At 33.6% G+C, this 11966-nt stretch carries 11 protein-coding genes; 4 read left to right on the forward strand and 7 right to left on the reverse strand.

Annotation, left to right across the window (positions count from 1 at the left end):
• Window positions 1-262: 262 nt before the first annotated feature.
• Window positions 263-1132, reverse strand: coding sequence for a helix-turn-helix domain-containing protein (locus tag GSY47_RS10490; RefSeq protein WP_219071257.1), 870 nt, complete (start codon window positions 1130-1132; stop codon window positions 263-265).
• Window positions 1133-1378: 246 nt separating this feature from the next.
• Window positions 1379-4198: a beta-galactosidase GalA gene (gene galA, locus GSY47_RS10495; protein ID WP_179003434.1), complete on the reverse strand. Its 2820-nt coding sequence runs from the start codon at window positions 4196-4198 to the stop codon at window positions 1379-1381.
• A gap of 212 nt (window positions 4199-4410) precedes the next feature.
• Here galA and GSY47_RS10500 point away from each other — a divergent pair, with 212 nt between their 5' ends.
• Window positions 4411-4791 (forward strand): hypothetical protein, encoded by a 381-nt coding sequence (locus GSY47_RS10500; RefSeq protein ID WP_109192937.1) that lies wholly within the window; start codon window positions 4411-4413, stop codon window positions 4789-4791.
• Window positions 4792-4868: 77 nt separating this feature from the next.
• On the opposite strand, the gene GSY47_RS10505 is transcribed toward GSY47_RS10500, so the two are convergent.
• Both GSY47_RS10505 and GSY47_RS10510 read right to left on the reverse strand, forming a co-directional pair.
• Complete coding sequence (locus GSY47_RS10505) at window positions 4869-5273, reverse strand: lysozyme inhibitor LprI family protein (RefSeq protein WP_179003433.1); 405 nt, start codon at window positions 5271-5273, stop codon at window positions 4869-4871.
• Window positions 5274-5333: 60 nt separating this feature from the next.
• On the reverse strand, window positions 5334-5822 hold the full coding sequence (locus GSY47_RS10510; RefSeq protein ID WP_179003432.1) for a TlpA family protein disulfide reductase: 489 nt from the start codon (window positions 5820-5822) through the stop codon (window positions 5334-5336).
• 304 nt (window positions 5823-6126) lie between these two features.
• Between GSY47_RS10510 and GSY47_RS10515 the strand changes: the two genes are divergently transcribed.
• The 3 genes from GSY47_RS10515 (at window position 6127) to tyrS (ending at window position 9005) form a co-directional block, all read left to right on the forward strand.
• Window positions 6127-6429, forward strand: coding sequence for an ArsR/SmtB family transcription factor (locus tag GSY47_RS10515; protein ID WP_091496855.1), 303 nt, complete (start codon window positions 6127-6129; stop codon window positions 6427-6429).
• Window positions 6430-6436: 7 nt separating this feature from the next.
• Window positions 6437-7543, forward strand: a complete 1107-nt coding sequence (locus tag GSY47_RS10520) for an NADH:flavin oxidoreductase (RefSeq protein ID WP_179003431.1) — start codon at window positions 6437-6439, stop codon at window positions 7541-7543.
• A 259-nt stretch (window positions 7544-7802) separates the two neighbouring features.
• Window positions 7803-9005, forward strand: coding sequence for a tyrosine--tRNA ligase (tyrS, locus tag GSY47_RS10525; RefSeq protein ID WP_179003430.1), 1203 nt, complete (start codon window positions 7803-7805; stop codon window positions 9003-9005).
• 96 nt (window positions 9006-9101) lie between these two features.
• On the opposite strand, the gene GSY47_RS10530 is transcribed toward tyrS, so the two are convergent.
• From GSY47_RS10530 to GSY47_RS10540, 3 genes are all read right to left on the reverse strand, one after another.
• Complete coding sequence (locus GSY47_RS10530) at window positions 9102-9608, reverse strand: hypothetical protein (RefSeq protein WP_179003429.1); 507 nt, start codon at window positions 9606-9608, stop codon at window positions 9102-9104.
• A gap of 480 nt (window positions 9609-10088) precedes the next feature.
• Window positions 10089-11222, reverse strand: a complete 1134-nt coding sequence (locus GSY47_RS10535) for an acyltransferase family protein (protein ID WP_179003428.1) — start codon at window positions 11220-11222, stop codon at window positions 10089-10091.
• A 64-nt stretch (window positions 11223-11286) separates the two neighbouring features.
• Window positions 11287-11934, reverse strand: coding sequence for a DUF1349 domain-containing protein (locus GSY47_RS10540; RefSeq protein ID WP_179003427.1), 648 nt, complete (start codon window positions 11932-11934; stop codon window positions 11287-11289).
• Between the last annotated feature and the right edge of the window lie 32 nt (window positions 11935-11966).

Here is an 11966-nt window from a genome sequence, read left to right on the forward strand (position 1 = left end):
AATATTCTAAAAACGCTATATCTCGTTTTAGAAAATAGAGTTGTTAATTCATTTCAGAGTTTTTCATAATTTTTTCGGTTTTAGGAATTATCAGAATCAGGAAACTAAATTTGAGAAAGCTAGAAGACGCTTTATGAAGTAGTTATTTAGTCCGTTAAAAGCTGATAAATGATTAATACTGTAATTTCAGAGGCAAAATTAGGCTAACAATGCTTCTGAAAAATAACAATATTCAAACAAAAAATTATGAAATTGAAACAATTTACATACGAAGTGATTTTGGAACCGTTCCTGTAAGCCTTTTAAAATAATTATTAAAATAACTCGGATATTCAAATCCTAGAGAATAACCAATATCAGAAATACTCCAATCGGTATGCTGTAATAATGCTTTGGCTTCGTTAATAATTCGGTCTGTAATGTGAGCCGTTGTTGGTCTTCCGGTAATTTCTTTTACAGAACGGTTCAAATGATTGACATGAACCGCTAGACTTTTCGCATAATCCTGCGGTGTCTTTAATGTTAATGGCTCATTTTTGGTTTCTATCGGAAATTGTCTTTCTAATAGTTCTAAGAATAAAGAGGTAATTCTGGACGAAGCATTTTTATGTTTGAAGAAATTCTCCGAAGGCTGCATCTTCATTGATTCGTGAATAATCAAGTTGACGTAACTGCGCATCAAATCGTCTTTAAAAACATAATCGGTTTCATATTCCTGAATCATTTTCTGGAATAACGAATCTATAAAAACCTTTTGTTCAGCGTTTAAAGAAAAAATTGGCGTTCCTCCTATTTTAAACAAAGGCGATTCCTGCAAAGTTTCCGAACGGTCTTTTGCTTTCAGAAATTCTTCTGTAAAGACACAGGCATAACCTTCATAATTCTCCGAAAGTGTTTCCCAAGAATAGGGAATAATCGGATTACCGAAAAACAAAATGCTTCCGTCGGTTTCTATGCCGCGGTCGGCGTATTGTATAAGACTTTTGCTGGTATTGATGCAGATTTTATAAAAGTCTCTTCGGCTATAAACCGGAACTTTACTAAAATCTCCATTTATAGGATACACTTTAAATCCCTTCATTTTTAAATCTGAAGTAAAATCGCAATTCTGAGTTTCTGTCTGATTATTCATTTTGCAAAGTTATGAAAATCAAACAATATTATTTTATTTTATTTTTGTTTCAGGTTTGGGACTTCAGGTTTAACCGCAAGGGGCGCTTTTACGAAAAGCACGCAAGTTTTTTATGGGAAAGGAATAATCTCGCAAAGTCACAGAGTCGTAAAGTTTTTTTCTCGCAGATTTTGCAGATAAATGAGATTTTTTATTTTTGATTGGATTAATCTAAAAATCTGCTTAATCTGCAAAATCTGCGGGAGGCTATTTTAATTTTAAAATCCCAGTTTGTAATCCTTTCGCAGAAGCGGATAAAACAAATTCTTTAGCATTATCTTCTTTTTGGATAATGATTTGGACATAGCCATTAAAAAGCTTTCTTTTCCAAGGTTCTGCTGGAGTTATAACCTGAATAACTCCAGGATCAGTATTCATGACATCCCAATCTTTTACTTTTTGCAAAGGTGTTGCTACTATATAAATCGTATTTTTTCCTTCTTTTAAAATCGCTGTATTAAAAGTATATTTTTGAGCATCCTCTGTACTTGGTTCTACTTTAGTTCCGTTTACAAAAACAACGTTTTCCACTCCTATTTTCTTGTAGAAGAAACTTACCGTATTTTTAACCGAATTACTTTTCAATTCAAATTCCCCTCTATAAATATAACTTGGCACTTGTTTTTTGTAATCACGGTCTTTAAAAGCAGTTATCCATTCACTTTCTGAGTAATTTGATAATTGCTGAGGCAAAACAGCTGTTGTTCCTTTTTGTTCCTGAAAATTCGTTATCGAAACCAAAGCCAAATTATCTATAAACTGATCGTTTTCTAGTGAAGTTGGATTGCCGTTTCCTACTCCTAAAATTTTACCACCTTTTATCGCAAATTCAATTTCATCGTTTGCGGTGGGAACATGAAGACCATTTTTATCTGTAACTTCAACCGTAACTACAGAAACATTTCCTTTTGCAACATTTTCTTTATCTAATGACAACTTGATCTTTTCGACTTTTCCTGTAGTTTTTTGAATCTCACTTAATACTTTTTTGTCATTTTTATAACCAACAGCTTCCAAAGTTCCCGGCGAATAATTTACTTTCCATTCTAAATGGCCATTTTGCTCCATTTTCTTTTTGCCTAAGCTTTTCTTGTTTAGAAAAAGTTCTACTTCATCACAGTTTGAATACGCCCAGACATCAATTGCTGTGCCTTCCATTCCACTCCAGTTCCAATGTGGTAATAGATGTAAAACAGGTTCTTTTCCCCACCATGATTTTAGATAGAAAACATTGTCTTTCGGAAAACCGCAGACATCCATCATTCCGAAATAGGAAGTTACCGATGGCCAACCGTAAGGTGTTGGCTCACCTCGATAATCAAAACCTGTCCAAATAAACATTCCCGCCAGATAAGGACGTTCCGCATAAAATTTCCAGCCTTCTTCTATACTATAAAAAGTCGGTCTTGGCTTCTTGTCATAAGCACTTTGATAGTGTTTGGCATCATCTGTAAAATAAATCCCTCGGGTTGCAAACGTAGAACCTTCCTCCGTTCCCATTCCGGGCTGATTTTTAAACTGATTTCTATGTGCATCAATATCTCCGTTTCCAAGATAATTATAACCCATAATTTCAACTACAGACGAAATCCCGCTTTTAAATCCGCTGCTGATTCCAACCGTTACTGGTCTTGTCGGATCTATACTTTTGGCGAAATTCTGCATTACATTGGTGATTCTTTCACCTACAATACCTCCTTCAATATTCCATTCTTCATTTCCAACCGACCAGCAGAAAATACTGGGATGATTTCGGTCACGTTCCATCATTCGCTGTAAATCATTTAAATGATAATCGTTAATTCCCATTAAACGGGTTTCATCAATCACCAACATTCCTAATTCATCACAAGCTTTTAATAGCTCAGGAGTCGGTGGATGATGCGAACAGCGATACGCATTTGAGCCCATTTCTTTCAGTTTCTTAATTCTGTAATACTGAATTTCATCTGGCAATGCCGTACCAACTCCTGCATGATCTTGATGATTGTTGGTTCCTTTTAATTTGAGAGATTTTCCATTAAGAAAAAAACCGTTTTCAGGATCAAACGCAATTGTTCTAATTCCAAAAGTAGTTTCATAACTATCAATTAGTTTTTCATTTTGCTTGATTTGAGTTACTAAACGATATAAATTCGGCGAATCAATATCCCATAATTTAGGATTCTCAACATAGAATTTTGAATGATGTGTAATTGTTTTATAAAACTCCGGCGCTAAAAGACTTTCTGAAAAAGTTGCAATCTGCTTCTTTTCATTATCAAAAATAGTCTGAACAATTTCAATCGAACCTTTATAATTTCCTTTATTTTCTATTGAAACAGCTGCAATAACATCAGCTTCGTTATTTTTAAACTCTGAAGTCACATAAGTTCCATTTGCCTTAATATGAACTGAATTTGTTTTCTGTAAATATACATGTCTGTAAATCCCTGCTCCTTCATAAAACCAGCCTTCTTCCATAGATGCATCGGCGCGCACAACAATAGTGTTTTCTCCTCCATAATTCACATAAGCCGTTACATCGTATTCAAAACCGTTATAACCGCTTTGTTCTGTTCCTAAATAAAATCCATTAAAAAATACTTTGGAATTTCTAAAAACACCGTCAAATTTTATGGATATAATCTTATCTAAATCACTTTCCGGAATATTGATTTTCTTTCTGTACCAGCCAATGCTTTTTTCAGGATAATTTTTACCTGCTGCCTTAAATCCATGACTAAAACTGGCGCTTTCGCTAAAAGGCTGTTCAACCGCCCAATCGTGAGGAAGATCCAATTTTCTCCATGCCCGGTCGTCAAAATCTTTTGCTGCAGGTCCATCTCCAAAACCTGTTTTGGTTAAATAAGAAAAATAGCCTGTAGCATGTCCAAAATCTTTTTCTGTATCATATAAATGTCCAAACGAAAATCTCCAGTCTTTATCAATTAAAATTAATTCTCTATCCGATTTTTGAGCCGAAACCCAAAACGATAATAACAGAAAAAAAGAAAGTAAAGTTTTTGCAACAAAAGTGGTTTTCATAAAAGCGGTTGTTAGTAAATCAAATAGCGATAAAAATAAGTTTTTTAACATAAAGAGATTAATAGTATTTTATCAAAAGCTGATAACTCATTCATAATAACGCTTCTAAACAGGCCTTTAAAATTTAGAATGAATCTAATGGCTTAAGATTCAAGAATAATTTTCTTTTGATGTAACTTTATCTTAAAATCATAAAAAAAGCAAGAATTATTATGAGTACTATTATAAACGAAAATAGACTCCACAGTAAATTTAAAACCTTGGATCATAAGATTAGCGAGCTTAATGATCAAAAGATTGTTGCTTTTTTTGAATCTTTAGGATTAACAGAAAGAAGTGATGTTGCAAAGGATTTCCTGAAATGGGAAAATATTCTGATAGTCGTTCCAAACCGACATGTATCTCATGAATTGAAATATTATAAATATGCGATTTCCAGAATTTCATTTCTAACAAATCCTTACGCTGATCAGATTCATATTTTTGATCTTAAAGAGTGGAAAAGTGCATCGGGAAACAAAACTCAATTTCAAATTAGAGAAATGCTTAAAACGAGTTTTGGAGGGGTTAAAAAACCAATCAAAGAGTCTTAAAAACAAGAAAAAATGAGAAAGCCCAATTGAAATCAATTGGGCTTTTATTTTAACTTTTGAATTTGAAATTACAAAATCTAATTTCTCTTAATCAATTCTTTTACTCTTCCGAAAACAAAATTGGCTTTTTCATCAAAAACCACCATCTCAAAATCTCGAGTTCCTTCGATAAAATGACCTTCTTTTTTAGTATCCGAATAGACTTTTTCAAAATATACATCTCTTTTTTTAAGCCATTCTAATTGTTCTTTTTTCAATTTTGATTGTTCTTTGGAACTTATTTTCTCTTTAAGATTTTTATAAACCACATTTAGCAAACTGTCCGATTGATTGTAATAATTTATGGAACAACCGCTCATATTGTTTCCTTTATCCAAACATTTCTGATAATTCAATTTCATTTTGGAAACTGTTTCCAGTGTCTGTGAATTGGATTTAAGCGAAACCAAAACCAATAGTACTAAAAGTGTCTTTTTAATCATAATCTTAATTATTTAATTATTATTCCTGATGACAAAATACTTCTCTGAATTAACAACTGTTTATTCCAAAATATTTTTCACCATATCTTCAAGCGCTTTTCCATGAATATTTTTAGCTAATATAATGCCATTTTTATCAACCAAAAAGTTTAAAGGAACCGATTGTAACATATAATCGCCCACAACTGGAGACTGCCAGTATTTTAAATCACTTACGTTTGTCCACGGTAATTTTCCTTTTGCAATTGCTCCTGTCCATAAAGGCTTTTTGGTATCCATAGAAACACCATAAATAGATAATTTGTCTGTATAAGTATTGTGCAGCTTTAGCAATAATGGCTGTTCTTTAATACAAGGACCACACCACGAAGCCCAAAAGTCTACTAAAACTAAGGAACCTCTTAAAGAAGAAAGTGCAACTTTTTCTCCTTTTGAATCTGGAAGGTCAATTTCTGGAGCGATGTCACCAACATCAACACCTACAACTTGTGCTTTTGAACTGGTTATTATACAACATAAGAATGCAAAAATGAGTAAAGTTTTTTTCATGATTTAAGTTTAATTTGATTTGAGGGTAATTAAATTTTGCTATAACCGCATTGTTTGTCATTTCGACGAAGGAGAAATCACACTAGAAATTCTGCAAAGTATGTCGTCAATCTTTGTCAATTTCCGAGTGTGATTTCTCCTTCGTCGAAATGACATAAAATGAGAATAGAATACAAAAACAAATATAAATTTTCTTTACTAAAATTCTAAATCATCACAGTATTTTCTCCTTCCTCAATCATAAAATTATGCTAAATAAATTTCTCTTAATTGGTATATCGGGAAAAGTCGATATATTTGTGCTATGGAAACGATAGAAATTTTTAAAGCTTTATCTAACAAGTCCAGGCTACAAATGCTGGAATGGTTAAAAGAACCTGAAATTAACTTTCCAGGTCAGCTGGAACATGCCGGATTTGAACACGGAGTATGTGTGGGTCAGATTCAGGCTAAGGCTGGTTTAACACAATCGACAGTTTCAGAATATCTGTCTATTTTACAGCGCGCTGGCTTTATAGAAGCTAAACGTGTTGGACAATGGACTTACTATAAACGCAACGAAGGTGCCTTTGAAGCACTTAGTAAATTAATTCAATCTAATTTGTAAAATTACTATGAGTACAAACAACCTTTTTTCTCCGTTTAACTTAAAAACGTTAAACCTGAAAAACAGAATCGTAATGGCGCCAATGACGCGCTCTTTTTCTCCAAACGGAGTTCCAACTGACGAAGTAGCCACTTACTACCAAAAAAGAGCGGAAGGCGAAGTTGGTTTGATTTTATCTGAAGGAACTGTAATAGACAGACCTTCATCATCAAATGATGCAAATGTTCCTCATTTTTATGGTGATTTAGCCTTAAATGGATGGAAAAAAGTAATTGATGAAGTTCATGCTGCAGGCGGAAAAATGGGTCCGCAGATCTGGCATATGGGAATTATGGACAACCATCATTCAGGATGGGTTCCTCCGGTTCCTTTCGAAGGTCCGTCTGGATTGAATCGTCCTGATTTTAGAAATGGTGTTGCCATGTCTGAAAAAGATATTGAAGATACTATCCTTGCTTTTGGTAAAGCTGCAGCTGATGCTAAAAGATTAGGTTTTGATACAATCGAAATTCACGGAGCACACGGATATTTAATCGACCAATTCTTCAGAGCTGAAACTAATTTACGTGAAGATATTTACGGCGGTAAAACGTTGCCAGAACGTAATCGCTTTGCTATTGAAGTAATCAAAGAAATCAGAAAACAAGTTGGAAATGATTTTGCAGTTATTATGCGTTTTTCTCAATTCAAACCTTCTGATTACAATTATAAACTGGCTAAAAATCCGCAGGAATTAGAAGCTTGGCTTACTCCTCTTGTAGATGCTGGAGTTGATATTATACACGCTTCTCAACGCAGATTCTGGGAACCAGAATTTGAAGGATCTGATTTAAACTTTGCAGGCTGGGCTAAAAAAGTAACGGGAGCACCAACTATTACGGTAGGTTCTGTCGGACTTTCTGGTGATTTCTTCGGTGCATTTGCAGGAGAAAGCTCTCAGCCGACTTCTTTGGAAGAATTAAACAGACGTTTCGACAGAGGCGATTTTGATTTGGTTGCCGTTGGAAGACCTCTTTTATCTGATCCAAACTGGGTAGCTAAAATCAAAGCAGGGAAAACTGATGAGCTAAAAGGTTTTAGCAAAGAAGCTTTAGGACAATTGGTTTTAGAATAAGTTTCAAGGTGCTAAGTCGCTAAGATTCTAAGGGGCTAAGTTTTTTTGAATACCATAATTAAAAAATTTATCTTTGCAGTCATGAAATTCTTGAACAGCATATTACGTCTTCCATTTTTCAGCACTTATTATTATGCAATAATATCTGCTCGGAAAGGCTATGCATATAATTCAACGTATTCACCTGTAAATTAAATAGATAAATTATATAAACCTTAAAGCCCGGGCATTTTGTCCGGGCTTTTTTATTTTCAAAAAAATGGAAACAATTCAAAAACTTAAAGAAAACACTGCCATCTTTCTTCCCGAAAATGGTTTGGAAGAAAAACTAAATCAGGCTGCAAAAGAAAACAGAAAACTAATTATCAAACTGGGTTTTGATCCCACAGCGCCTGATTTGCATTTAGGACATGCTGTTGTCTTGAAAAAGCTAAAACAATTTCAGGATTTGGGGCATCAAATTGTGATCTTAGTGGGAAGTTTTACAGCCAGAATTGGCGATCCGACAGGAAAAAATAAAAGTAGAAAGCCATTAACTGCTAAAGAAGTACAGCATAATGCCGAAACTTACATTGCACAATTATCCAAAATTATTGATGTTGAAAAAGCGCAGATTGTTTTTAATTCTGATTGGCTGGATCAACTTTCTTTTTCGGAAGTGATTCAGATTATGTCAAACGTTACTGTTGCACAGCTTATGCAACGAAATGATTTCAACAAACGTTTTATGGAGAATTCCCCAATTGCAATGCACGAATTGGTGTACCCAATATTACAAGGTTTTGATTCGGTTAAAATCAATGCCGATATTGAAATGGGTGGTACAGATCAGCTTTTTAATTGCACTATGGGAAGACAATTGCAGGAAACGTTTAAAATGTCAGGACAGATTGTAATGTGTATGCCTTTGCTAAGAGGATTGGATGGAAAAGAAAAAATGAGCAAATCTTTGAACAATATTATTGGCTTAACAGATGAACCAAATGAAATGTTTGGCAAAACGATGTCAATTCCAGATGATCTTATTTTAGAGTTTTTAGAATTGACAACGGATTTTTCATTCAAAGAAAAACAAGAAATAAAGAAAAGACTGGAACTCGAAAATCCAATGAACATCAAAAAGTTAATTGCTAAAAATATTATTACACAATACCACAATAAAAACAGCGCTGAGGAAGCCGAAAGATTCTTTGTGAATCAATTTCAAAATAAAAATCAAGAAGCAAAATCATTTGTTTCGGTTATGATTTCTTCTTTAGGAAACGAATCCAATCAAATCACCTTGATTGATCTTTGTTCCTTAATTAAAAATGACATCACAAAATCAGCAAACAGAAGATTGATTGAAAGTGGCGCTGTTCAGATTAATCAGGAGAAGATTCTAAATCCATACGAGTTGGTTCCGCTAATCAAAGAGACCAAAATTAAAATCGGGAAAAGAAATTTTTATGAGTTGCTCTAGGTTAAGATGCAAAGTGACAAAGTAACAGAGAAACAAAGGTTTTACTTTGGTTACGAAAAAGCAAAGGGATAAAACTTACTCGTTTATCCTTTTTGTTTATAAATCATCATCGTCATCATCTGAATTAAAAAAATCGTTTGGATTAAATGGAATATCCTCATCTGGATCTTTATCATGCGCATTTACACCAGGCGGATTAAATAATCCCCAACTGTCTTTTATATAATTCCAAACATCAAAACCTGCCACCCAATCAATAAACAAGAAGCGGAATTCTTCTATTGTATCGCGCAAGAGATAAATATAATCAGTATCTGTAATTCCATCCTCATAACGAAGACTTCCTGCCTGTACATATAATTCTCTCGCAGCTTTTCTAATAATTGCAGCATTTTCCATTCTAAGATCATACAAATCACCAGCTTCTGCTCCAGCAATTTTAGCGGGAATAATCATAGCATTTTCTAACATAAATCGAACCGTAGTTTCTTGGAGGAATTCATTCTCAGCTGGAATAATGTGAACCAAACCTTCTGTTAGTTTCAAAATCTGCTCTGCCTTTTGAAAAATTGGCATTTTGTGTGTTTCATCTAATCTTGCCATTTCTTATTTACATTTTGTGGTTTCAATTTAGACACACTACGGTGCATCTCTACATTCAATAATATGATTATCAACTAAACAGACTAATAATTTACATGACACAGATAAAACGGATTTACTTCGTAAAAACACAGATTAAAACGGATTTTTTTAATTAATCTGTATAAAATCCGTTTTAATCCGTGTCTTCGCGATAGCGAATCAGTATCATCCGTGTGCTACTTTTAAAATTAGTACAAATAACGGATAGTTATATCCAACAATGTCGTTAAAATGCTCAACATTTTTCATTTAAACTTAATCATTTTCATTTTATTATCTAAAAACAAAGGGATGAAATATAAAATTTCACCCCTTCCTGAATATCTATAACTAACAAAATTAAGAAATTCAATATTTTTATTGAGGTACAAAGTTGCAGAGAGACAAAGAGACAAAGCATAAAAACTCTGTACCTTTGTCACTTTGTTACTTTGTACCTTAATTAGATCTTTTCTGAAACTTATTTACAAGCCATTTTCTAACTGGTTCATCATATAATTTTAAACATACAAAAGCCAGTACGATACTTACGATTAAGACTCCGATTCCTTCTAAATATCCATCTGCCATTGAGACTTTATTGTCCACAACCCAAGCGGTAAACCAATAAATTAATGGATAATGAGTGATATAAATTGGATACGAAATATCTCCCAAAGCTTTACAGATTTTTAGAGAAACTTCATTCTTAATTTCTCCTCCTGCACCAATAGCAACAATAAGTGGAAACATAAAAATAATACAGAATGATTCGTACAAACCGTTCATCCAAAGGCTGTTTTCATCTCCAAATCTCGGAAGCGCTAAAACAATAGTAATTAAAATACTGCAAATCCAAAAAGCATTTTTTAAGTGAATCAGCTTTCCTAAACGGCATAATAAAACACCAGCAAAAAAAGGATATAACAAACGCGTAAAACCAACATTGAGCTGTTCTAAATTCAGCGACCAACCACCGATTACATCTCCTTTTGTTCCAAAAACAGTATAGTTGATTAACAATCCAGCAAATATCAGTACGAAAACTGACATGACTTTATTCGAAAATTTACGAAAGATTAAGGCGTACAAGATATTAGCAATATATTCGAAGAAAAGTGACCATGCCGGCCCATTTAAAGGATGCATTTCTCCCCAGCCTCTAATTTCTAATGAAGGCGGAATTGGCAATAAAGTAAAACCGATTACCATAGTCAAAATAACTTTCCACACTTCCATTCCTCCAATCATTGGAAACAAAATATCAGATGCTTGAAAATAGTAAAATATAGCCCCTATAATCATTCCCATAATGACCATTGGCTGTAAACGGATCAAACGACGTTTGTAAAATTCCCATTGCCCCATTTTCCCCCAGCGATCGTCATACGCATAAGCGACAACAAATCCTGACAATAGAAAAAAGAAATCAACGGCTAAATAGCCATGATTGATAATTTGTTTGAAACGGTTTCCTCCAGCAAAAGCTTCAAAAATATGAAAAGCAACTACTAAAATAGCTGCAACACCACGCAGACCATCTAAAATTTCATAGTGTTTTTTTGGTGTAATATCAGATGAAATTGAACTCATTTATATTTAGTCTTGGTTAAGTTTTTTAGTTAGTAATGATTTTGGAATTTGAAAATTAACTTCCCTATTGATGATTTTTTAGCCATTCTGATCTTCTTTGATCCGGCAGATGTTTTACGGAGAAATTTTCAAATTTGGCTTCAAATCCTTTTCCATCAGGAGAAGCAGCCATCAAACCAACCATAACTGGGGTATTATCTTGTAAAGGTGCATTTCTGGTCATGATATAGTTTTTATCATCAAAAGAATAAAATACCTCAACGGCATCTAATCTTCTAACGGCTTTAATCCAGATAAAAGGCGGTGCTTTTTCCAGAGTCGTTACGCTCCAGTCACTTTTATCATGTGTTACGACAGTGCTTACATTGAATTTTCCATCAACAAACTCGACACCTGTTTTGATATAGTTTTTTTCGTCAACACGAATCATTAATCCCATTTGATCAAAGCGAGCAATATAATTTCCTGTCAATTTTACTTTAGCTTCAAATTCACCTCCATACGTTGCATAATAAAAAGGCGCATCATCTACTGTAAATCCATAATGCGAAATTCGCCAGTAGTCGCTATTTGCAGTAACATTCATGATTAAAGCATTGTTTTTAATTTCCCATTTTTCAGGTTCATTAAACCATTGCATTTTATTGAGAGTTTGTGCTGAAATATTTTGGCACAAAAACAAACCAATTGTAAAAAATAATATTCGTTTCATTTTATTTGATTCTTAATTTATCAAAAGTAAAA

It is taken from the genome of Flavobacterium quisquiliarum (assembly GCF_019308285.1).
Lineage (GTDB): Bacteria > Bacteroidota > Bacteroidia > Flavobacteriales > Flavobacteriaceae > Flavobacterium > Flavobacterium quisquiliarum.

Bases quoted from the DNA above. Each gene is read 5' to 3' on its own strand.
- tyrS (WP_179003430.1), top strand. From the start codon at position 7,803: ATGGAAACAATTCAAAAACTTAAAGAAAACACTGCCATCTTTCTTCCC.
- GSY47_RS10510 (WP_179003432.1), bottom strand. From the start codon at position 5,822: ATGAAAAAAACTTTACTCATTTTTGCATTCTTATGTTGTATAATAACC.
- GSY47_RS10535 (WP_179003428.1), bottom strand. From the start codon at position 11,222: ATGAGTTCAATTTCATCTGATATTACACCAAAAAAACACTATGAAATT.
- GSY47_RS10540 (WP_179003427.1), bottom strand. From the start codon at position 11,934: ATGAAACGAATATTATTTTTTACAATTGGTTTGTTTTTGTGCCAAAAT.
- galA (WP_179003434.1), bottom strand. From the start codon at position 4,198: ATGAAAACCACTTTTGTTGCAAAAACTTTACTTTCTTTTTTTCTGTTA.
- GSY47_RS10490 (WP_219071257.1), bottom strand. From the start codon at position 1,132: ATGAATAATCAGACAGAAACTCAGAATTGCGATTTTACTTCAGATTTA.
- GSY47_RS10505 (WP_179003433.1), bottom strand. From the start codon at position 5,273: ATGATTAAAAAGACACTTTTAGTACTATTGGTTTTGGTTTCGCTTAAA.
- GSY47_RS10515 (WP_091496855.1), top strand. From the start codon at position 6,127: ATGGAAACGATAGAAATTTTTAAAGCTTTATCTAACAAGTCCAGGCTA.
- GSY47_RS10530 (WP_179003429.1), bottom strand. From the start codon at position 9,608: ATGGCAAGATTAGATGAAACACACAAAATGCCAATTTTTCAAAAGGCA.
- GSY47_RS10500 (WP_109192937.1), top strand. From the start codon at position 4,411: ATGAGTACTATTATAAACGAAAATAGACTCCACAGTAAATTTAAAACC.
- GSY47_RS10520 (WP_179003431.1), top strand. From the start codon at position 6,437: ATGAGTACAAACAACCTTTTTTCTCCGTTTAACTTAAAAACGTTAAAC.